The 21,396-nt window shown below is 70.0% G+C and carries 23 protein-coding genes; 14 read left to right on the top strand and 9 right to left on the bottom strand.

The window, feature by feature from the left end; genetic code table 11:
• Positions 1-7: 7 nt before the first annotated feature.
• Entirely contained in the window at positions 8-601 is a 594-nt protein-coding gene (gene hisB / locus PKE78_RS06350) for an imidazoleglycerol-phosphate dehydratase HisB (protein WP_271199980.1), read from the bottom strand.
• A 210-nt stretch (positions 602-811) separates the two neighbouring features.
• Between hisB and PKE78_RS06345 the strand changes: the two genes are divergently transcribed.
• From PKE78_RS06345 to PKE78_RS06325, 5 genes are all read left to right on the top strand, one after another.
• Complete coding sequence (locus tag PKE78_RS06345) at positions 812-1,336, top strand: Dps family protein (protein ID WP_271199979.1); 525 nt, start codon at positions 812-814, stop codon at positions 1,334-1,336.
• Positions 1,337-1,459: 123 nt separating this feature from the next.
• Positions 1,460-2,008, top strand: coding sequence for an ATP-dependent protease subunit HslV (gene hslV, locus PKE78_RS06340; RefSeq protein WP_271199978.1), 549 nt, complete (start codon positions 1,460-1,462; stop codon positions 2,006-2,008).
• A complete protein-coding gene (locus PKE78_RS06335) occupies positions 2,005-2,502 on the top strand; it encodes a GNAT family N-acetyltransferase (protein ID WP_271199977.1) in 498 nt (165 codons plus the stop codon). The genes hslV and PKE78_RS06335 overlap by 4 nt, the downstream gene beginning before the upstream one ends.
• A gap of 10 nt (positions 2,503-2,512) precedes the next feature.
• A complete protein-coding gene (hslU, locus tag PKE78_RS06330; RefSeq protein WP_271199976.1) occupies positions 2,513-3,805 on the top strand; it encodes an ATP-dependent protease ATPase subunit HslU in 1,293 nt (430 codons plus the stop codon).
• A gap of 37 nt (positions 3,806-3,842) precedes the next feature.
• Positions 3,843-4,832: an Ldh family oxidoreductase gene (locus PKE78_RS06325; protein ID WP_271199975.1), complete on the top strand. Its 990-nt coding sequence runs from the start codon at positions 3,843-3,845 to the stop codon at positions 4,830-4,832.
• Positions 4,833-4,834: 2 nt separating this feature from the next.
• Here the strand turns inward: PKE78_RS06325 and PKE78_RS06320 are convergent, their stop codons facing one another.
• Positions 4,835-6,331 (bottom strand): CoA-acylating methylmalonate-semialdehyde dehydrogenase, encoded by a 1,497-nt coding sequence (locus tag PKE78_RS06320; RefSeq protein WP_271199974.1) that lies wholly within the window; start codon positions 6,329-6,331, stop codon positions 4,835-4,837.
• 115 nt (positions 6,332-6,446) lie between these two features.
• On the opposite strand from PKE78_RS06320, the gene PKE78_RS06315 reads away from it, so the two are divergent.
• Positions 6,447-7,343, top strand: coding sequence for a LysR family transcriptional regulator (locus PKE78_RS06315; RefSeq protein ID WP_271199973.1), 897 nt, complete (start codon positions 6,447-6,449; stop codon positions 7,341-7,343).
• Between the two features lie 4 nt (positions 7,344-7,347).
• On the opposite strand, the gene PKE78_RS06310 is transcribed toward PKE78_RS06315, so the two are convergent.
• A complete protein-coding gene (locus PKE78_RS06310) occupies positions 7,348-8,244 on the bottom strand; it encodes a LysR family transcriptional regulator (protein WP_271199972.1) in 897 nt (298 codons plus the stop codon).
• A gap of 190 nt (positions 8,245-8,434) precedes the next feature.
• Between PKE78_RS06310 and mmsB the strand changes: the two genes are divergently transcribed.
• From mmsB to PKE78_RS06270, 8 genes are all read left to right on the top strand, one after another.
• Complete coding sequence (mmsB, locus tag PKE78_RS06305; RefSeq protein WP_271199971.1) at positions 8,435-9,352, top strand: 3-hydroxyisobutyrate dehydrogenase; 918 nt, start codon at positions 8,435-8,437, stop codon at positions 9,350-9,352.
• A gap of 99 nt (positions 9,353-9,451) precedes the next feature.
• Entirely contained in the window at positions 9,452-10,666 is a 1,215-nt protein-coding gene (locus PKE78_RS06300) for an ABC transporter substrate-binding protein (protein ID WP_271199970.1), read from the top strand.
• Between the two features lie 100 nt (positions 10,667-10,766).
• Entirely contained in the window at positions 10,767-11,321 is a 555-nt protein-coding gene (locus tag PKE78_RS06295; RefSeq protein WP_271199969.1) for an amino acid synthesis family protein, read from the top strand.
• A 127-nt stretch (positions 11,322-11,448) separates the two neighbouring features.
• On the top strand, positions 11,449-12,204 hold the full coding sequence (locus PKE78_RS06290; RefSeq protein ID WP_271199968.1) for an ABC transporter ATP-binding protein: 756 nt from the start codon (positions 11,449-11,451) through the stop codon (positions 12,202-12,204).
• Positions 12,197-12,919, top strand: coding sequence for an ABC transporter ATP-binding protein (locus PKE78_RS06285; RefSeq protein WP_271199967.1), 723 nt, complete (start codon positions 12,197-12,199; stop codon positions 12,917-12,919). The genes PKE78_RS06290 and PKE78_RS06285 overlap by 8 nt, the downstream gene beginning before the upstream one ends.
• Before the next feature lie 6 nt (positions 12,920-12,925).
• Positions 12,926-13,813, top strand: coding sequence for a branched-chain amino acid ABC transporter permease (locus PKE78_RS06280; RefSeq protein ID WP_271200086.1), 888 nt, complete (start codon positions 12,926-12,928; stop codon positions 13,811-13,813).
• On the top strand, positions 13,810-14,802 hold the full coding sequence (locus PKE78_RS06275; RefSeq protein WP_428981229.1) for a branched-chain amino acid ABC transporter permease: 993 nt from the start codon (positions 13,810-13,812) through the stop codon (positions 14,800-14,802). Before PKE78_RS06280 ends, PKE78_RS06275 begins: the two co-directional genes overlap by 4 nt.
• An 88-nt stretch (positions 14,803-14,890) precedes the next feature.
• A complete protein-coding gene (locus PKE78_RS06270; protein WP_271199966.1) occupies positions 14,891-15,592 on the top strand; it encodes an orotate phosphoribosyltransferase in 702 nt (233 codons plus the stop codon).
• 226 nt (positions 15,593-15,818) lie between these two features.
• On the opposite strand, the gene PKE78_RS06265 is transcribed toward PKE78_RS06270, so the two are convergent.
• From PKE78_RS06265 to PKE78_RS06240, 6 genes are all read right to left on the bottom strand, one after another.
• Positions 15,819-16,451 (bottom strand): NUDIX domain-containing protein, encoded by a 633-nt coding sequence (locus PKE78_RS06265; protein ID WP_271199965.1) that lies wholly within the window; start codon positions 16,449-16,451, stop codon positions 15,819-15,821.
• Entirely contained in the window at positions 16,448-18,079 is a 1,632-nt protein-coding gene (locus PKE78_RS06260; RefSeq protein WP_271199964.1) for an ABC transporter ATP-binding protein, read from the bottom strand. Before PKE78_RS06260 ends, PKE78_RS06265 begins: the two co-directional genes overlap by 4 nt.
• A complete protein-coding gene (locus tag PKE78_RS06255) occupies positions 18,076-18,555 on the bottom strand; it encodes a type II toxin-antitoxin system VapC family toxin (protein ID WP_271199963.1) in 480 nt (159 codons plus the stop codon). Before PKE78_RS06255 ends, PKE78_RS06260 begins: the two co-directional genes overlap by 4 nt.
• Positions 18,556-18,558: 3 nt before the next feature.
• Positions 18,559-18,819 (bottom strand): hypothetical protein, encoded by a 261-nt coding sequence (locus tag PKE78_RS06250; protein WP_271199962.1) that lies wholly within the window; start codon positions 18,817-18,819, stop codon positions 18,559-18,561.
• Positions 18,820-18,840: 21 nt separating this feature from the next.
• A complete protein-coding gene (locus PKE78_RS06245) occupies positions 18,841-20,052 on the bottom strand; it encodes an ABC transporter permease (RefSeq protein ID WP_428981228.1) in 1,212 nt (403 codons plus the stop codon).
• A 169-nt stretch (positions 20,053-20,221) separates the two neighbouring features.
• Positions 20,222-21,334 carry a microcin C ABC transporter permease YejB gene (locus PKE78_RS06240; protein ID WP_271199961.1) on the bottom strand — a complete coding sequence of 371 codons (1,113 nt, stop codon included), beginning with the start codon at positions 21,332-21,334 and terminating at the stop codon, positions 20,222-20,224.
• Positions 21,335-21,396: the final 62 nt, after the last annotated feature.

The raw sequence follows: 21,396 nt of genomic DNA, 5'->3' as shown, positions 1-21,396 counted from the left end.
ATTTGATTTAGTCGCCGATGCGGCCCTTGGTCGAGGGCAGGCGGTCGCCGGCCCTCGGGTCGAGCGCCAGCGCGGTCTTCAGCACGCGGGCGAGGCCCTTGAAGCAGCTTTCGGCGATGTGGTGCGCGTTGGCGCCGTAGAGCGTCTCCACATGCAGCGTCACCGCGGCGTGGGTGGCGAAGGCCTGGAAGAACTCGCGCACCAGCTCGGTGTCGAACTCGCCGACCTTGGGCGCCGGGAACTCCGTGCGCCAGACCAGGAACGGGCGGCCCGAGACGTCGATCGCGACGCGGGTCAGGGTCTCGTCCATCGGCATATGAACGTCGGCGTAGCGCGTCAGGCCCTTCATGTCGCCCAGCGCCCGTCGCACGGCCTGGCCGAGCGCGATGCCGACGTCCTCCACGGTGTGGTGGAAGTCCACATGGGTGTCGCCGTTGGCCGTCACGTCGAGGTCGATCATCGCGTGGCGGGCGAGCAGCTCGAGCATGTGGTCGAAGAAGCCGACGCCGGTCTCGATCCGGCTCGCGCCCGTCCCGTCGAGGTCGAGCGTGAGGGTGATGTCGGTCTCTGCGGTCGTCCGGGTCACCTCGGCGCGGCGCATGGGAGCCTCGTTGATCGCGCGTTCCGTCGCGGAGCTGTCATGGAAACGCGCGGTCGATAGCACGGCGGCGCGCGCAAGGCCAACGGCTGCGCCCCTGCAAGACCGCATGGCGCATGCGCGGCGGGCGCGGGCGCGATATCGACTCCGGCTGCTTCGTCACTACTTGAGAAACACGCCGGCATTGGCGCCGGTCTGCATCAGGTGATTGTTATGGCCAAGAAACCGTCAGACGACGTCAAGGCGCGCAGGAAGGCGGCGCTCGCGACGCCGACCGACCTCGGCTCCAACGCGATCCGCGACCTGCAGGGCGCGCTGAACGCGATCCTCGCCGACACATTCGCGTTGTTCCTCAAGACCAAGAACTTCCACTGGCACGTCAGCGGCCCGCATTTCCGCGACTATCACCTTCTGCTCGACGAACAGGCGGCCGAAATCCTCGCAGGAACCGACGACATCGCCGAGCGCGTGCGCAAGATCGGCGGGACGACCATCCGCTCGGTCGGGCACATCGGGCGCCTGCAGCGGGTCAAGGACAACGACGCCGACTTCGTGACGCCGCAGGACATGCTGGCCGAGCTGCGCGAGGACAATCTCGAGCACGTCAAGCGGCTGCGCGAGGTCCACAGCCTCGCCGACGAGCACGAGGACGTCGCGACCGCGAGCCTGATCGAGAACTGGATCGACCAGGCCGAGAAGCGCGCCTGGTTCCTGTTCGAGGCGAGCCGCGGCGCCTGAGTGGGCGGGGAGCGCCGCATCGTTCCTGTCCCGGCCCTGAGCCGGGACCGGGCGTTCGTCGCCGCCCTTTTCACGGCCCGGGGGAGTGCATACCTGAGCTCCAGTCATTCCCCCGGAGCTTTCATGTCCGACATCATCCTTCACGGGACCACGATCGTGCTCGTCCGCAAGGGCGGCAAGGTGGTCATCGGCGGCGACGGCCAGGTCACGCTCGGCCAGACCGTGCTCAAGGCGACCGCGAAGAAGGTCCGCCGCATCGCCAAGGGCGAGGTCATCGCCGGTTTCGCCGGCGCGACCGCCGACGCCTTCACGCTGTTCGAGCGGCTTGAGCAGAAGCTCGAACAGTATCCCGGCCAGCTTCTGCGCGCCGCGGTCGAGCTCGCCAAGGACTGGCGCACCGACCGCTATCTCCGCCGGCTGGAGGCCATGATGCTTGTCGCCGACAAGCATGTGGCGCTCGTCATCACCGGCACCGGCGACGTGCTGGAGCCCGAGGACGGCGTCGCCGCCATCGGCTCCGGCGGCAACTACGCGCTGTCCGCCGCCCGCGCGCTCGCCGACACCGAGCTCGACGCCGAGGCGATCGTGCGCAAGTCGATGAAGATCGCCGCCGACATCTGCGTCTACACCAACGCCAACCTGACCGTGGAGAGCCTGGAGACGGTGGGATGATCCCACGCGCTCCGGCGGCCTACGCGTTTCGCGCGGTCACGCCCGACGATCTCCCGCAGATCGCCGGCTGGCTGCGCGAACCGCACGTGGCGCGGTGGTGGGGCGATCCCGACCAGCAACTGGCGTTGATCCGCGAAGATCTTTCGGAGCCGCGCATGGCGCTCAGCATCGTCTCGATTGACGGTCGGCCGTCCGGCTATGTCCAGGCCTACGGACCGTTCGACTTCGGGACGCTGGCGGGCCAGCCCGCGGGGTCGAAGGGGATCGACCAGTTCATCGGCGCGCCGGACCTCGTCGGCAAAGGGCATGGCCCCGCGCTGACCGAGGTTTTCGTGGCGACGTTGTTCGCTGCGGGCGCCCCGAGGGTGGTGACCGACCCTCATCCTGACAACGCCGTCGCGATCCGGGCCTATGAAAAGGCCGGGTTTCGACGGGAAAGACTGATCCATACGGAAGACGGTCCCGCGGTGCTGATGGCCAGGGATCGGGCTTGAGGAAAATGACATGACCGACCTTTCCCCCCGCGAAATCGTCTCCGAGCTCGACCGGCACATCGTCGGTCAGCGCGACGCCAAGCGTGCGGTCGCGATCGCGCTCCGGAACCGCTGGCGGCGTCTGCAGCTTCAGGGCCACCTGCGCGAGGAGGTGCAGCCCAAGAACATCCTGATGATCGGGCCGACCGGCGTCGGCAAGACCGAGATCTCGCGCCGTCTGGCGAAGCTCGCGAACGCGCCGTTCCTGAAGGTCGAGGCCACCAAGTTCACCGAGGTTGGCTATGTCGGCCGCGACGTGGAGCAGATCGTGCGCGACCTCGTCGAGGTTGCGATCGGCCTGACGCGCGAGCAGAAGCGCAAGGACGTGCAGGCCAAGGCGCACATGGCGGCGGAGGAGCGGGTGCTGACCGCTCTCGTCGGCGCGACCGCGAGCCCGGCCACGCGGGAGTCGTTCCGCAAGAAGCTGCGCGACGGCGACATGGACGACAAGGAGATCGAGATCGAGGTGGCGGCCTCCGGCCCCGCGGCGATGGAGATCCCCGGCATGCCGGGCCAGGTCGGGATGATCTCGCTCGGCGAGATGTTCAAGGGCCTCGGCGGCCAGAAGAAGACGCGCCGCGTCACGGTCAAGGACAGCTACGAACAGCTCATCGCCGACGAGAGCGACAAGCTGCTCGACCAGGAGAGCCTGGTCGCCGAGGCGGTGCGCACGGTGGAGAACGCCGGCATCGTGTTCCTCGACGAGATCGACAAGATCTGCGCCCGCGAGGGCCGCGCCGGCGACGTGAGCCGGGAAGGCGTGCAGCGCGACCTGCTGCCGCTGATCGAGGGCACCACCGTCGCGACCAAGCACGGGCCGGTGAAGACCGACCACATCCTGTTCATCGCGTCCGGCGCGTTCCATGTGGCGAAGCCGTCCGACCTGCTGCCGGAGCTTCAGGGCCGGCTGCCGATCCGCGTGGAGCTCAACGCGCTGACCCGCGAGGATTTCGTCCGCATCCTCGACGACACCGAGGCGAGTCTCGTGAAGCAGTATGTGGCGCTGCTGGCGACCGAGAACGTGACGCTCGCGTTCACGCCCGACGGCATCGACGCGCTCGCCGACGTGGCGGTCGAGGTCAACTCGACGGTCGAGAACATCGGCGCGCGCAGGCTGCAGACGGTGATGGAGCGGGTGCTCGACGAGATCAGCTTCACCGCCGCCGACATGGGCGGCCAGACGGTGACGGTCGACGGCGCTTACGTGCGCAAGTATGTCGGCGACCTCGCGAAGAACGCCGACCTCAGCCGCTTCATCCTCTGAAGACGGCGCGTCGGCGCGCGCTGCGGGAGCCCGGACCATGGCCGTTCTCACCCTCGACGAGGCCATGGCGCTCGCGGCCGGCGCGCTGGAGCGCAACGGCGCCCTGCCGGCGGTCGCGGCGAGCGTCGCCCGGGCGCTGGCCGGCGCCGAGGCCGACGGCCTGAAGGGGCACGGCCTGTCGCGGGTTCCTGGCTACGCGGGCCAGCTTCGCGCCGGCAAGGTGCGCGGCGACGCGACGCCGACCCTCGCCCGGCCGCGGCCGGGCGCGCTTCGGATCGACGCCGCGGAAGGCTTCGCCTATCCCGCCCTCGACCTCGCGGTCGCCGAACTGCCGGCGGTCGCGAGGGCGCAAGGCGTGGCGGCGGCGTCGCTTTTCCGCTCGCATCACTGCGGGGCGGCCGGCCGCCCGGTCGAGGCGCTGGCCGATCAGGGGCTGGTCGCGCTGCTGTTCGCGAACACGCCGGCCGCCATGGCGCCCTGGGGCGGCGCGACGCCGGTGTTCGGCACCAACCCGATCGCCTTCGCCTGCCCGCTGCCGGGACGGGCTCCGATCGTGGTCGACCTTTCGCTGTCCAAGGTCGCGCGCGGAAACATTATGGCGGCGAAGCAGAAGGGTGAGCTGATCCCCGAGGGCTGGGCCTTCGACGCGCAGGGGCGTCCGACGACCGATCCGGACGCCGCGCTCGCCGGGACCATGGCGCCGCTCGGCGACGCCAAGGGCGTCGCGCTGGCTCTTGTGGTGGAGCTGCTGGCGGCGGGGATGACCGGCGCGAACTACGCCGGCGAGGCCTCGTCCTTCCTCGACGACAGGGGCGGGCCGCCCGGCACCGGGCAGCTCCTGCTCGCCTTTGATCCCGCGGCGTTCTCAGACGGCGGCCCCGCCCGCTTCGCGGTTCTGGCCGCGGCGATCGAGGCCCAGGCCGGCGCGCGGCTTCCCGGCGCCCGCCGGCTCGCAGCGCGCGCGAAGGCCGCGACCGCGGGGCTCACGGTCGCGGACGCTCTCGTCGCGGAGATACGGGCGCTCTGAGGTCAGCCCATCGTCGGCATCACGAACTCGGCCCCGGCGCGGATGCCGGTCGGCCAGCGGGTCGTGATGGTCTTGAGGCGCGTGTAGAAGCGCACGCCCTCCGGCCCGTGCATGTGGTGGTCGCCGAACAGCGAGGCCTTCCAGCCGCCGAAGGAGTGGAACGCCATCGGCACCGGGATCGGCACGTTGATCCCGACCATGCCGACCTTGATCGAATGGGCGAACTCGCGGGCGGCGTCGCCGTCGCGGGTGAAGATCGCGGTGCCGTTGCCGAACTCGTGCTCGTTCACGAGCTTCGCCGCCTCGGCGTAGTTGTCCGCGCGGACGACCGAGAGGACGGGACCGAAGATCTCCTCCTTGTAGATGCGCATCTCGGGGGTCACGCGGTCGAACAGCGTGCCGCCGACGAAATAGCCGTTCTCGTAGCCCTGCAACGCCAGCCCGCGGCCGTCGACCACGAGCTCCGCGCCCTCGTCGACGCCGAGGTCCACATAGCCCGAGACCTTGTCGCGGTGCTGGGCGGTGACGAGCGGGCCCATCTCCGCCTCCGGATCGGTGCCGGGACCGACTTTGAGCGCGCGCACCTTGGGGGCGAGCTTGTCGATCAGGATGTCGGCGGTCTTCTCGCCGACCGGCACCGCGACCGAGATCGCCATGCAGCGCTCGCCGGCGGAGCCGTAGGCCGCGCCCATCAGGGCGTCGACCGCCTGGTCCATGTCGGCGTCGGGCATGATGATCATGTGGTTCTTGGCGCCGCCGAGCGCCTGCGCGCGCTTGCCCGCCTTGGTCGCGGTCTCGTAGACGTAGCGCGCGATCGGGGTCGAGCCGACGAAGCTCATGGCCTCGACGTTCGGATGGGCGAGCAGCGCGTCGACCGCCTGCTTGTCGCCGTTGACGACGTTGAACACGCCGTCCGGAAGGCCGGCCTCCTTCAGCCAGTCGGCGATCAGCAGGGCCGCGGACGGATCGCGCTCGGACGGCTTGAGCACGAAGGCGTTGCCGCAGGCGAGCGCCACCGGGAACATCCACATCGGCACCATGGCCGGGAAGTTGAACGGCGTGATCCCGGCGACGACCCCGAGCGGCTGGCGCAGCGAATGGCTGTCGACGCGGGTGCCGACGTTCTCCGTGAACTCGCCCTTGAGCAGCTCGGGAATGCCGGTCGCGAACTCGACCACCTCGAGGCCGCGCTGGATCTCGCCCTTCGCGTCGGAGAACACCTTGCCGTGCTCGGCGCTGATGACGGTCGCGAGCTCGTCGGAGCGCGCCTCGGCGATGGCGAGGAACTTCATCAGGATGCGCGCGCGGCGCAGCGGCGGCGAGGCGGCCCAGGCGGGGAAGGCCTTGAGCGCGGCCTCAACGGCGGCGTCGACGGTCGCGTCGTCGGCGAGCGCGACCGCGCCGGTCTGCTCGCCGGTCGCCGGGTTGAACACGGCCGCGCTGCGGCGGGAGCCGTCGCGGCGCGCGCCGCCGATGAAATGCGGGATCGGGGTCGCCATGGCATCCTCCTATCGGCGGCGCTCGAAACGGCGCCGGCCGTGGACCGCAGCTTCATTGTTGCGCAGGCGCACATCAACGGCATAGTTTCCGCATCCGTTGTGCGGAAATGCGAACATGGACTGGGACCATCTGCGCGTCTTCCTTGCCGTGGCGCGCAAGGGCCAGCTTCTCGGGGCCGCCCGGGCGCTCGGGCTGAACCACACCACTGTCGCCCGCCGGCTCGACGCGCTCGAGGCCGACATGGGGGCGACGCTGTTCGAGCGGCGGCCGTCCGGTTCGGCGCTGACGCCGGCGGGCGAGCGGCTCGTGCCGGTCGCGGAGCGGATGGAGACCGAGCTGCTGCAGCTCGCCTCGTCGATGCGGGCGGGGGAGGCGGAGGTCGCGGGGCCGGTGCGCATCGGCGCGCCGGACGGGCTCGGCAACCTGCTGCTGGCGGCCGAACTCGGTGCGTTCGCCGAGCGCCATCCCGGCCTCGCGATCGAGCTGGTGCCGCTGCCGCGCACCTTCTCGCTGTCGCGGCGCGAGGCGGACATCGCGATCGGGCTCGACCGGCCGACCCACGGCCGGCTGATCGCGGCGAAGCTCGGCGACTACAGCCTCGGCGTCTACGCCGCGCCCGCCTACCTCGCCCGCGCCGGGACGCCGGAGACCCGCGAGGCGCTGTCGCGCCATGCGGTGGTGACGGGGGTCGAGGACTTCCTCTACGCCGCCGCGCTCGACTACGCCACCGCGCTCGAGGACGGCGCCGGCCGGCTGTTCCGCTGCGCGAGCGTCGTCGGCCAGATGGAGGCGATCCGCGCCGGCGCCGGCATCGGCGTGCTGCACGACTTCGCCGCCGCGGGCGATCCCGGCCTCGTCCGCGTCCTGCCGGAGATCAGCTTCCGCCGCGCCTACTGGATGATGAGCCACGCCGACACCCACGGCGCGGCGCGGATCGCCACCTGCCGGGCCTTCCTCGCCTCGCTGTTCCGCGAGCGCCGCGTCCGCTTTCTGCCCTATGAGGGCGGCTGAAGGCTCACTGGAACAGCTCCCGCGCCTGCCAGAACTGGTCGGCGATGTAGTCCATCACGATCCGCACACGGGCGATGTCGCGCTGGGATTCGTGCACCACGAGCCACCACGAGCGCTTGAGCCGGACCGAGTTCTTCAGCACCGGCGCGAGATCCGGGAACTGGGCGGCGAGGAAGCGCGGCAGCACCACCAGCCCGCCGCCGCCGCGCGCGGCGTTCATCTGCGCGATGATGTTGGAGCTCTGCAGGCTCGCGCGCGCGCCGCGGGCGGCCTCGTCGAGATAGTCGAGCTCGGTCGTGAAGATCAGGTCGTCGATGTAGTCGATGAAGCGGTGGCGGCGCAGGTCGGCGGGGACCCGGATCGGCGGGGCGGCGTCGAGATAGGCGCGGCTCGCGAACACGCCGAGGGCGTAGTCCGTGAGCTTCCGCGTGGCGAGCCGGCCCTGCTCGGGCAGCGACAGCACGATGGCGAGGTCGGCCTCGCGCTTGGTCAGGTTGAACACCCGCGGCATGGCGACGAGCTGCAGCGTGAGGTTGGGGTAGCGCTCCGTGAGCGCGGGCAGCCGCGGCGCGAGGAAGAAGGCGCCGACGCCGTCCGGCGCGCCGATGCGCACAGAGCCGCCGGCCGAGAGGTCGCGGCCGCCGATCTCCTCCTGCGCGAGGTGGATCTGGTTCTCGACCGCCTCCGCCGCCTCCAGCAGCCGCTCGCCGGCGGGCGTCAGCGCGAGGCCGGAGGGCGTCCGCTCGAACAGCCGCGCCCGGGTCGCCTCCTCGAGCGCGGTGACGTGGCGGCTCACCGTGGAGTGCTTGACGCCGAGGGCGACGGCGGCGCCCGACAGCGTGCCGGCGCGGGCGACGCTGAGGAACGCCCTGAGATGCTCCCAGTTCGGGGTCTGGCTCATGTCGATTTCCGCACAACGGATGCCGTGATTTTGGCTGTAGCCGCTCAGCAATCGGCAGGCTACGCCTTGGGGAGGAAACGTCAAAGGCGCGATCCGCCATAAGAGCGGGCGGCCGGGATGGGGACGACGGGCTGCGCGCGACCAGCGCGCCAGCGCGGCCGCGTCCGTCCGAGCAACGGAGGGCGCCCGTATGGCGAAGATCGGCTTCATCGGCCTCGGCAACATGGGCGCCCCGATGGCGGCGAACGCCGTCCGCGCCGGCCACGCCGTCCACGGCTACGACATCGCGGCGGCGCGCTGCGCCGAAGCCGCGGCGCATGGCGTCGAGATCGCGGCGGATGTCGGCGACGCCGCCTCGGGCGCCGACATCGTGGTGACGATGCTCAACGCCGGCGCGACCGTGGTCGACGTCTGGACCCGCGTAGCGCCCCGGCTCGCGCCCGGCGCGCTGATGATCGACAGCTCCACCATCGACGTGGACAGCGCCCGGCGGGCCCACGCCGTCGCGGCCGAGGCCGGGCTGCTGTCGCTCGACGCGCCGGTCTCCGGCGGGGTCGAGGGCGCGACCGCCGGCACGCTCACCTTCATGGTCGGCGGCTCGGACGAGGCCTTCGCGAAGGGCCAGCCGCTGCTCGCCGTCATGGGCCGGCGGATCGTGCATTGCGGCGGCGCCGGCGCCGGCGACGCCGCCAAGATCTGCAACAACATGATCCTCGGCGTCAGCATGATCGCGGTCAGCGAGGCCTTCATCCTGGGCGAAAGCCTCGGCCTGTCGCGGCAGGCGCTGTTCGACGTGGCCTCGAACGCCTCCGGCCAGTGCTACGCGCTCACCACCCATTGCCCGGTTCCGGGCCCGGTGCCGGGCTCGGCCGCCAACCGCGACTACCGGCCAGGCTTCGCCGCCGAGCTGATGGCGAAGGACCTCCGGCTGTCGCAGGACTGCGCGCGTTCGTCCGGCGCGCCGACGCCGATCGGCGCCGCGGCCTCGGCGCTCTACGAGCGGTTCGTCGACGCCGGCGGGCGGGGCGTGGACTACGCGGGCGTGATCCGCTTCATCCGCGAGATGGAGGAGCAGGAGCGCGCCCCGATCGCCAAGGCCGGAGAATAAGGCCGGGAACAGGGACTGCGGACGCCCGCAGGGGCGGCCGAACGATGACGCCGGAGAACCGGCGCGCGAGGAAACGCAATCAAGGGGAGCTGAAACGCCATGAAGACCCGTCGCCTGCTCGCGGCCGCGGCCGCGCTTGCCCTGCTGCCGATGTCGGCCGAGGCCCAGACCGCCAAGACCCTCAAGATCGGCGTGCTTAACGACCAGTCCGGCCTCTACGCCGACATGGGCGGCGTCGGCTCGGTCGCCGCCGCGCGGCTCGCCGTGCAGGATTCCGGCCTGCTCGAGAAGGGCTGGAAGATCGAGGTTCTGGGCGCCGACCACCAGAACAAGCCCGACATCGCCTCCAACATCGCGCGCCGCTGGTTCGACGTGGAGGGCGTCGACGTGGTGACGGACGTCACCAACTCCGCGGTCGCGCTCGCCCTCAGCTCGCTCGCCCGCGACAAGAACAAGGTCGAGCTGGTCTCGGGCGCCGCGACCTCGGAGCTCACCGGCAAGCAGTGCTCGACCAACACCATCCACTGGACGCACGACACCTGGGCGCTCGCCAACGGCACCGGCAAGGCGATCGTCCAGACCGGCGGCGACACCTGGTACTTCATGACCGCCGACTACGCCTTCGGCCACGCGCTCGAGCGTGACACCGAGGCGGTGGTGAAGGCGAGCGGCGGCAAGGTGCTCGGCAAGGTGCTGACCCCGCTCAACACGCCGGACTTCTCCTCCTTCCTGCTGCAGGCGCAGAGCTCGGGCGCGAAGATCGTCGGCCTCGCCAATTCCGGCGTCGACACCTCGAACTCGATCAAGCAGGCGGCGGAGTTCGGCATCGTCGAGGGCGGCCAGAAGCTCGCGGGCCTGCTCGTCTACCTCACCGACGTGCACTCGATCGGCCTGCCGATCGCGCAGGGGCTGCTGCTGGAGGCGGCGTTCTACTGGGATCTGAACGAGGGCACGCGCGCCTTCTCCGACCGCTTCTCCAAGGAGATGCGCGGCCGCAGGCCGACCATGGTGCAGGCCGGCGTCTACGGCTCCGTCATCCACTACCTCAAGGCGGTCGAGGCGCTCGGCGACTCGAAGGACGGCCGGGCCGTGGTCGAGAAGATGAAGGCCACGCCGACCGACGACATCGTCATGGGCAAGGGCCAGGTCCGCGCCGACGGCCGCAAGATCCACGACATGCACCTGTTCGAGGTCAAGTCGCCCGACGAGTCCAAGGGCGAGTGGGACTACTACAAGCTCCGCCAGACCATCCCGGCGGCCGAGGCGTTCCGGCCGATGGATCAGGGCGGCTGCCCGCTCGTCACCACGAACTGACCCGCCGGGTCAGCTTCCGCAGACCGCGGGCGTCCGGCCCGGCGACGGCCGGGACGTCCGCGGCCCCCTTCCTTCCCGAACGAAAATGACGGAGCATCCGATGCCCGAGATGATGGTGCGCAAGATCGTCGTGCAGATCGAAGAGACCCACAGCGATTTCGGACGGCCGGTCGACCCGCCGTCGCGCAAGGCGACGGTCGCGGCGGTCATCCGAAATCCCTTCGCGGGCCGCTACGTCGAGGATCTCGCCGAGCTCTACGCGCTCGGCGCCGAGGTCTCGACCCTGCTGGTGAAGCGCGCGATGGACGCGCTCGGCGCGGGGCCCGACGACATCACCGGCTACGGCAAGGCGGCGATCATCGGAACGGACGGCGAGATCGAGCACGCCGCGGCGCTGATCCATCCGAAGTTCGGCGCGCCGGTGCGCTCCGCCACCGGCGGCAAGGACATCATCCCGTCCACCAAGAAGATCGGCGCGCCCGGCGCGGCGATCACCTTCCCGCTCACCGGCAAGACGTCGATCTGGAGCTTCGACGACATGGACGCCTCCGAGATCGCGATCCCCGACGCGCCGCGCGCGGACGAGGCGGTCGTGGTGCTCGCGCTCGGGATCGGCGGCCGGCCGTTGCACCGGATCAAGCTGCCGGACGCCTGAGCGCGCACGGACCCGCGGGGCGGCCTCGACGCCGCCTTGCGTGATAGAACGGCTTTGGGGAAACGTCTCCGCCGAAGACCTGGGATCAACCGGGCTCGCGCGGCGCGCTTGAGAAGAGGAGGCCGCAATGGACGGGGAGCACATCCTCGAGACCGAGGGACTGTCGAAGAGTTTCGGCGGCTTCGCCGCGGTCTCCGACGTCGGCCTGAGGGTGAAGCGGGGCACGATCCACGCCCTGATCGGGCCGAACGGGGCCGGCAAGACCACCTGCTTCAACCTGCTGACGAAGTTCCTCGCCCCGACGGCGGGCTCGATCCGCTACAACGGCCGCGACATCACCCGGACCAACGCGGCCGGCATCGCGCAGCTCGGGCTGGTGCGCTCGTTCCAGATCTCGGCGGTGTTCCTCCACCTAACGGTGCTGGAGAACGTGCGGGTGGCGCTGCAGCGCCAGCGCGGCGCGTCCTTCGACTTCTGGCGTTCCGAAAAGGTGCTGAAGCGCTACGACGCCGCCGCCATGGCGCTGCTGGAGGAGTTCGGCCTCGCCGAGGTCGCCCATCGCGAGGCGACCGAGCTGTCCTACGGCCGCAAGCGCGCGCTGGAGCTCGCCACCACGCTCGCGCTCGAGCCGGAGATGATGCTGCTGGACGAGCCGATGGCCGGCATGGGCCACGAGGACATCGCGCGCATCGCCGGCCTGATCCGCAAGGCGGCCGCCGGCCGGACGATCCTGATGGTGGAGCACAATCTCTCGGTGGTCGCCGACCTCTCCGACCGCATCACCGTGCTCGCCCGGGGCAAGGTTCTGGCCGAGGGCGACTACGCCGCCGTCTCCGCCGACCCGCGCGTGATCGAGGCCTATATCGGAGCCGGACATGCTTGAGCGCGTGAACGCCGCGAAGGCCGAGCTCGCGATCGAGGACCTGCATGCCTGGTACGGCGAGTCCCACATCCTGCACGGCGTCGGTTTCGAGGTGCGCGAGGGCGAGGTGCTGACGCTGCTCGGCCGCAACGGCGCCGGCAAGACCACGACCCTGCGCTCGATCATGGCCATGGTCGGCCGCCGCACCGGCTCGATCCGGATCGGCGGCGTCGAGACCGTCGCTCTGCCGTCGCGCCGGATCGCCCGGCTCGGCGTCGGCTACGTGCCGGAGGAGCGCGGCATCTACGCCAGCCTCTCGGTGAAGGAGAACCTGCACCTGCCGCCCGAGGTGCGGCCGGGCGGGCTGACCGACGACCAGATCTTCGAGCTGTTCCCGAACCTGAAGGAGCGGCTGTCGAGCCAGGGCTCCAAGCTCTCGGGCGGCGAGCAGCAGATGCTGGCGCTCGCCCGCATCCTCAGGACCGGCGCCAAGCTGCTGCTCTGCGACGAGCTGACCGAGGGGCTCGCGCCCGTCATCGTGCAGCAGATCGGCGCGACGCTCCGGACGCTCAAGGACCGCGGCTTCACCGTGCTGCTGGTGGAGAGCAACTTCCGCTTCGCTCAGAGCGTGGCCGACCGCCATCTCATCGTCGAGCAGGGCCGGATCGTCGACGCAGTCCTCAACGACGAGCTTGAGGCGAACCTGCCCAAGCTCAACCGCTATCTCGGGGTCTGAGCCATGATGATCCCCTTCCTCGACATCTCCACGCAGGCGCTCTTCGGGCAGCTTTTGCTGGGCCTCATAAACGGCTCGTTCTACGCCATGCTGAGCCTCGGTCTCGCCGTCATCTTCGGGCTGCTCAACATCATCAACTTCACGCACGGCGCGCAGTACATGCTGGGCGCCTTCGCGGCCTGGATGCTGCTGAACTATCTCGGGATCGGCTACTGGTGGGCGCTGCTGCTCGCGCCGCTGATCGTCGGCGCGACCGGCGTCGTGCTGGAACGGTTGCTCATTAGCCGGCTCTACAAGCTCGACCACATCTACGGCCTGCTGCTGACCTTCGGCCTCGCGCTGATCATCCAGGGCCTGCTGCGCAACCAGTACGGCGTCTCGGGCATGCCTTACGCCATGCCGAAAGAGCTGATGGGCGGACGCAACCTCGGCTTCATGTTCCTGCCGAACTATCGCGCCTGGGTGATCGTCGCCTCGGTCATCGTATGCTTCGGCACCTGGTTCCTGATCGAGCGCACCCGGCTCGGCGCCTACCTGCGCGCCGCGACCGAGAACGCGGCGCTGACCCAGGCCTTCGGCATCAACGTGCCGCTGCTCGTCACGCTGACCTACGGCTTCGGCGTCGGCCTCGCGGCGCTCGCCGGCGTGCTCGCCGCGCCGATCTACTCGGTCAATCCCAACATGGGCGCCGACATCATCATCGTCGTGTTCGCGGTGGTGGTGATCGGCGGCATGGGCTCGATCCTCGGCGCGATCGTCTCCGGCTTCTCGCTCGGCCTGATCGAGGGACTGACCAAGGTGTTCTACCCCGAGGCCTCGACCACCGTGATCTTCGTGATCATGGCGATCGTCCTCCTCGTGAAGCCCGCCGGCCTGTTCGGGAGGACCGCATGACCGCCCACGACGCTTCCGCGCCCGCCGCGGCGATCGGCCCGACGTCCGCCTCCCTGCCGCGCGAGGCGATGGCGACCTACCGGCTGCTGTTCCTCGGCCTCGCCGGCCTCATCGTCGTCGCGCCGCTGGTGATCTACCCCGTGTTCGTGATGACGGTGCTGTGCTTCGCGCTGTTCGCCTGCGCCTTCAACCTGCTGCTTGGCTACGCTGGGCTGCTGTCCTTCGGCCACGCCGCCTTCTTCGGCATGGCGGCCTACGTCACCGGCCACGCCGCCAAGGTCTGGGGGCTGACGCCCGAACTCGCGATCCTGCTCGGCGTCGCGGCTTCGGCCGGGCTCGGGCTCGTCGTCGGCGCGCTCGCGATCCGGCGGCAGGGCATCTACTTCTCGATGATCACGCTGGCGCTCGCCCAGATGGTGTTCTTCTTCTGCCTGCAGGCGAAGTTCACCCATGGCGAGGACGGCATCCAGGCCATCCCGCGCGGCGCGCTGTTCGGCGTGATCGACCTCAGCGACGACTGGGCCCTCTACGTCTTCATCGCCGTCGTGTTCATGGCGGCGCTGCTGGCGCTGTTCCGGATCGTGCATTCGCCGTTCGGGCAGGTGCTGAAGGCGATCCGCGAGAACGAGCCGCGCGCGATCTCGCTCGGCTACGACGCCGCCCGTTACAAGCTCGCGACCTTCGTGCTCTCCGCCGGCTTCGCGGGGCTTGCGGGCTCGCTGAAGGCGCTGGTCTCGCAGATCGCGACGCTGACCGACGTGCACTGGTCTATGTCGGGCGAGGCCATCCTGATCACGCTGGTCGGAGGCGTCGGCACGGTGTTCGGGCCCATCGTCGGCTCGGTCATCGTGATCGCGATGCAGAACTATCTGGCGCAGCTCGGCGCCTGGGTGACGGTGGCGCAGGGCGTGATCTTCGTGGTCTGCGTGCTCGCCTTCCGCGAGGGCATCGTCGGCGTGCTGGCCCGGCGGCTGAAGATGCGGCTCTGATCCGGCGGAGGATCGGCCGGAGCGGTTGACCCTCTCCGGCCGATCGTCGAGAAGGGGCCGTTTCGCCCGCGCCCCCGAGGACCCGCCCATGACCGGCTTCGCCACCTCCGCCGACCAGGACCGCATCGCCTACGAGACGGCGAAGATGTTCCTGGAGATCAAGGCGGTCCAGTTCTACAGCGACAAGCCGTTCATCTTCACCTCCGGCTGGGCGAGCCCGGTCTACACCGACACCCGCAAGATCATCTCGTTTCCGCGCCTGCGCACGGCGGCGGTCGACTACGCCGTGCGGACCATCGCGCGCGACATCGGCTACGAGGCGATCGACGTCGTGGCCGGCGGCGAGACCGCCGGCATCCCGTTCGCGGCCTGGGTCGCCGACCGGCTGATGCTGCCGATGCAGTATGTGCGCAAGAAGCCGAAGGGTTTCGGCCGCAACGCCCAGATCGAGGGCGTGGTGACGCCAGGATCGCGCGGCCTCCTCGTCGAGGACCTCGCCACCGACGGCCGCAGCAAGCACGTCTTCGCCCAGGCGATGCGCGACGCCGGCATGACGGTGGAGCACTGCTTCGTGTTCTTCTTCTACGACGTGTTCCCAAACAGCCGCGAGATGCTGGCCGACATGGGACTGAAGCTGCACTACCTCACGACCTGGCGGCACGTGCTCGAGGTCGCGAAGGCGAGCGGCCATTTCGAGCCCAAGGTGCTGGCCGAGGTCGAGAATTTCCTGAACGCGCCGGCGGAATGGTCCGCCGCCCATGGCGGCGCGTCGGAGCTGAAGGCCGGCTGAGGGTTTCGAGGACCGAGATCTAGGCGGACGCTCGGCTGGCTGCTCTTCTTGTCCCGGCCTTGAGCCGGGACCCAGACCCGCGTCGCCATCCGGTAAAGCCGCACGACCGTGGCATCGATTCATGGACGCCGCGGAGGCTCTGGGTCCCGGCTCAAGGCCGGGACAAGAGCGCTGCGTTGGCCGGCGGCGCGTCGAGCTGGCCGGGCTTGGAGGCGCCGCCCGTCCCTTACTCTCCCGCGAGCAGCTCCCTGAGCCGGCCGCGGTTCAGGGCGAGCCACTGCAGGCCGATCAGCAGATAGGCGTTGGTGGCGACCGCGCCGTCGAGCGAGGCGATCGCGGCGTCGATCGGCGCCGCGAACGGCCGGGTCAGCTCGTGCTCGTCCGCCGCCCCCGCATGCTCCGGCAGCGCGCCGGCGTCGACCCGCGCGAGGAACAGCGTGGCGTGCTCGTCGACGATGCCGGGCGTCGGCAGGAAGGTGAGCAGCGGCTTCGACAGCGCGAGCGGAACAAGGCCCGTCTCCTCCTCGAGCTCGCGCCGGGCGGCCTCGGCGGCGTCTTCGCCCGGCTCCATGCGGCCGGCGACGATCTCGACCAGCTCGCCGGCTCCGGTCGCGAGCGCCGCGGGCGCGCGGAACTGGCGGATGAACACCGCCTCGTCGCGCTCGAGGTCGACCGCGATCACCGCCACGCAGGGGCCGGCGCGCAGCACCTCGCGCTGCTGTCGTATCTCGCCGCGGCCGCCCGCGTCCGGCAGCGTCACGCGCCAGAGCTCCAGCTTGCGGTAGCCGTCGTGCAGCAGCTCCGGCCCGTCGAGCGCGACCTCGCCGGCGCGCGGCGCGAAAAGGTCCGCTTCGGTCACTGCGCCACCGCGTGGGAGGCCTTGGCTTCGATGTCGAAGGCGGCGGCGAGCAGGGCGCGGGTGTAGTCGGTCTTCGGGGCGGCGAACACCTCCGCCGCCGGCCCGTGCTCCACCACCTTGCCGCCGCGCATCACCACCAGATCGTTGGCGAGCGCGCGCACCACCTTGAGGTCGTGGCTGATGAACAGGAAGGACAGCTTCCGCTTGGCCTGCACCGCGCGCAGCAGGTCGACGATCTGCGCCTGCACCGACATGTCGAGCGCGCTGGTCGGCTCGTCCAGCACGATGAAGGCGGGTTCCAGCGCGAGCGCGCGGGCGATGGCGATGCGCTGGCGCTGGCCGCCGGAGAACTCGTGCGGGTAGCGGTCGAGCGCGTCGGCGCCGAGGCCGACGTCGGCGAGCGCGCGCGCCGCCGCCTCCCGCCGTTCCGCGGGCTTCAGCGCCTTGCCCTGCACGTCGAGGCCTTCGGTGACGATGTCGACCACCGTCATCCGCGGCGACAGCGAGCCGTAGGGGTCCTGGAACACGATCTGCATGTCGGCGCGCAGCGGCCGCATGGCGGCGGAGGAGAAGCCGTCGATCGCCTGCCCGAGATAGGCGATGCGGCCTTCGCTGGAAATTAGCCTGAGGATCGCGAGGCCCAGCGTGGTCTTGCCCGAGCCGCTCTCGCCGACCACGCCGAGCGTCTGGCCCTCGCGCACGGTGACCGAGACGCCGTCGACCGCCTTCACATGGCCGACCGTCTTGCGCAGCAGGCCGCGCCGGATCGGGAACCACACCTTGAGGTCGTCGACCTCGACCACGGCGCGCGCCTCGGCGTCGGTCGGCGGCGGCGCGCCCTTCGGCTCGGCGGCGAGCAGTTTTCGGGTGTAGGCGTGCTCGGGGGAGGCGAACACGCGGGCGGTCTCGCCATGCTCGACGATCTTGCCCTCGGTCATGACGCAGACCCGGTCCGCGATGCGCCGCACGATGCCGAGATCGTGGGTGATGAACAGCATGGCCATGCCGAGCCGCCCCTGCAGCTCCTTCAGCAGCGCGAGGATCTGCGCCTGCACGGTGACGTCGAGCGCGGTGGTGGGCTCGTCGGCGATCAGCAGGTCCGGCTCGTTCGCGAGCGCCATGGCGATCATGACGCGCTGGCGCTGGCCGCCGGACAGCTGGTGCGGAAAGGCGTCGAGCCGCTCCGCCGGGTTCGGGATGCCGACCTGCGCCAGCAGCTCCAGCGTCCGCTCGCGGCACTTCGCCGCCGACCAGCCGCGATGCACCTTCAGCACCTCGCCGACCTGCCGCTCGATCGTGTGCAGCGGGTTGAGCGAGGTCATCGGCTCCTGGAACACCATGGTGATGTCCGCGCCGCGCACCTTGCGCAGCTCCCGCTCCGAGGCCTTCAGCAGGTCGCGGCCCTTGAACAGGATCTCGCCGGAAGGATGCCCCGCGGCCGGGTAGGCCAGCAGCTTCACGATCGACAGCGCCGTCACCGACTTGCCCGAGCCGCTTTCGCCCACGATCGCGAGCGTCTCGCCCTTGGCGAGATCGAACGATACGCGGTCGACCGCGAGCGCCCGCCCGCCCTCGCGGGCGAAGTCGACGGACAGGTCGCGGACGGAGAGCAGGGGGGCGTCGGTCATGGGCGCGCGGCGGCCTTCTCGAACAGGGCGGTCATTTCGGCTTCGATCAGCGGACATGTGGGCAGGTAGGCGCTCGACGCCGCAAGGAGACCCGTGTCCTGCGTGATCATGACGTCGCAGCCGGCCGACAGGCAGGTTGCAAGATGGATGGCGTCCGGCAGCCGCAGGGCCCTGTGCTCGGCGCGAAGTTCGGCGGCCTTGAACAGCAGCGCAGCCGATACCGGAACGGCCTCCAGAGTCCCCGATCCCCGAAAAAACGCTTCGTAGGTCGACCGCCACACCCGCGCCGTCGGATCGGACGGGTCGGTACGCGCTCTTCGCAGCGGGAGGACAAGCACTTCCGCCAGCGTGAGCTCGCTGGAGACGGGAGCGACGTCGCCTGTCTCCAGCAGGCGGCGGACGGCGATCGCGACGGAGTCATCGGCCTCGACGCCCCGGATCAGCGCGTTCGCGTCGAAATAGGCCCGAAGCGGCAAGCCTCAGCGGTCCCATTCGTCCCGCAGCTCGCGGACGCGAGCCACCGCCTCTTCGGTCGTCACCGGAACGAACCCCGGCGAGCGATGAAGCTCCTCGATAAGAGCTTTGATTTCGGTCCAGTTCGCAAGCTTCTGGTCGCGCAGGCTCGGCGCCCGCTCCACCGTCACCTTGACCCGCGCCGCGTCGCCGAGGCCCTCGCGCAGGTCCTCGGGCAGGCGCTCGACCGGGTAGTCCTCGCGGATGATCTTCTCGCGCTCGTCCATGGCCCGCATCCTACACCCGTCTCATCGGAACGTCTTCCGCGGGTCGAAGGCGTCGCGGACGGCTTCGCCTACGAAGATCAGCAGCGACAGCATGATCGCGATGACGAGGAAGCCCGAGATGCCGAGCCAGGGCGCCTGCAGGTTCGACTTGCCCTGGCTGAGCAGTTCGCCGAGCGAGGGCGATCCCGGCGGCAGGCCGAAGCCGAGGAAGTCGAGCGCGGTCAGCGTGGTGATCGAGCCGGACAGGATGAAGGGCATGAAGGTCAGCGTCGCCACCATCGCGTTCGGCAGCAGGTGGCGGAACATGATGGCGCCGTCGGAGACGCCGAGCGCGCGCGCGGCGCGGACATATTCGAAGTTCCGCCCGCGCAGGAACTCGGCGCGCACCACGCCGACGAGCGCGGTCCAGGAGAACAGCAGCAGGATGCCGAGCAGCACCCACACGTTCGGCGCCAGCACGGACGAGATGATGATCAGCAGGTAGAGCGTCGGCACCGAGGTCCAGATCTCGATGAAACGCTGGAACAGCAGGTCGATCCAGCCGCCGAAATAGCCCTGCACCGCGCCGGCGACCACGCCGATGACCGACGACAGGATGGCGAGCGCGAGCCCGAACAGCACGGAGAGCCGGAACCCGTAGATCAGCCGGGCGAGCACGTCGCGGCCCTGGTCGTCGGTGCCGAGCCAGTTCCATTCGAGGTCGGCGCAGGTCCGGGCCTTGGGCGCGTTCCCGCCTTGCGTCGGCGCGGCGTCGCCGTCCGGCGTCCGCCCGACGGAGGCCTTCGAACACTGCTCGTCCGTCAGCATCCAGGTCGGGGCCGAGGGCGCCGGCGTCGGCAGGTTCAGGTTGATGGTGCGGTAGGAGTAGCGGATCGGCGGCCAGACCATGTAGCCGCCGCTGTCCTTGATCAGCTTCTGCAGATAGGGGTCGCGGTAGTCCGCCTCGGTGTCGAAGTCGCCGCCGAAGGCGGTCTCCGGATAGAACATAACCGCCGGCACGTAGAACGCGCCGTCGTGCTTCACGAGGAACGGCTTGTCGTTGGCGATGAACTCGGCGAACAGCGTGACGAAGAACAGCAGAAGGAACAGCGCGAGCGACCAGTAGCCGCGCCGGTTGGCCCGGAAGTTCGCGAACCGCCGCCGGTTGATCGGCGACAGTTTTCCGCGCGGCGCGGCCGGCATCGGCGGCGCGCCGGGCGAGGGCGGGGGGACGGCGGTGGCGGCGTTGGTCATGCGACGCCCCGGCCGGAACGCGGTCGGATCGGATAGCCCTCGCCGTCATGCCCGCGCCTTCGCGCGGGTATCGACGACTTTGGGCCACGCTCGACGCCGAAGTCGTGGATACCCGGCTTCGCCGGGCATGACGGAGAACGTGCCGGAGAGGGCAGGGCTGTCATGGGCCTCACACCTCCCGCGTCTCGAAGTCGATGCGGGGGTCGACCCACATGTAGCTGAGGTCGGAGATCAGCGCGACGACGAGGCCCAGCAGCGAGAAGATGTAGAGGTTCGCGAACACCACGGCGTAGTCGCGGTTCACGATCGCCTCGAAGCCCAGCAGGCCGAGCCCGTCGAGCGAGAAGATCGTCTCGATCAGCAGCGAGCCGGAGAAGAACGCGCCGATGAAGGCGCCGGGGAAGCCCGCGATCAGCAGCAGCATGGCGTTGCGGAACACGTGGCCGTAGAGCACCTGGTTTTCGGTCAGGCCCTTCATGCGCGCCGTCTGGACGTACTGCTTGCGGATTTCGTCGAGGAACGAGTTCTTGGTCAGCAGCGTGGTGGTGGCGAAGGCGGAGATGCCAAGCGCCAGCAGCGGCAGCGTCAGGTGCCAGAAGTAGTCGACGATCTTGCCCCAGAGCGAGAGCTGGTCCCAGTTGTCGGAGGTCAGTCCCCGGAGCGGGAACCAGTCGAGGAAGGTGCCGCCCGCGAACAGCACGATCAGCAGGATCGCGAACAGGAAGCCGGGGATAGCGTAGCCGATCACGACCACGGTCGAGGTCCAGACGTCGAAGCGCGAGCCGTCGCGCACGGCCTTGGCGACGCCGAGCGGCACCGAGATCAGGTACGAGATCAGCGTCATCCAGAGGCCGAGCGAGATCGACACCGGCATCTTCTCGAGGATGAGGTCGATCACGTCGATGTCGCGGAAGTAGCTGCGGCCGAAATCGAACCGGGCGTAGTCCCACAGCATCTTGAGGAAGCGCTCGTGCGCCGGCTTGTCGAAGCCGAACTGCTGCTCGAGCTGGCGGATGAATTCGGGGTCGAGCCCCTGCGCGCCCCGGTACTTGGACGAGATCGGATCGTTCGAGGCGCCGCGCTGGGTCTGCGCCTGCGACAGGTCGGAGCCGGATCCGCCGGAGAACCGCGCGGTGGCGGAGGTGTCCTGGCCTGTCACCTGCGCGATCACGCGCTCCACCGGCCCGCCGGGGGCGAACTGGATGATGACGAACGAGATCAGCATGATCCCGAGGATGGTCGGGATGATCAGCAGCAGGCGACGCGCGACATAGGCGAGCATGCGGGGTCAGGCCCTCGACGCGGGGTGGGAGCGGGGCGCGGCGTCATGCCCGCGCCTTCGCG

Origin of the sequence: Methylopila turkensis (genome assembly GCF_027922325.1) — a bacterium.
GTDB lineage: Bacteria > Pseudomonadota > Alphaproteobacteria > Rhizobiales > Methylopilaceae > Methylopila > Methylopila turkensis.
The sequence above is the reverse complement of the archived record's forward strand: the minus strand, read 5'-3'. Positions and strand labels throughout refer to the sequence as shown.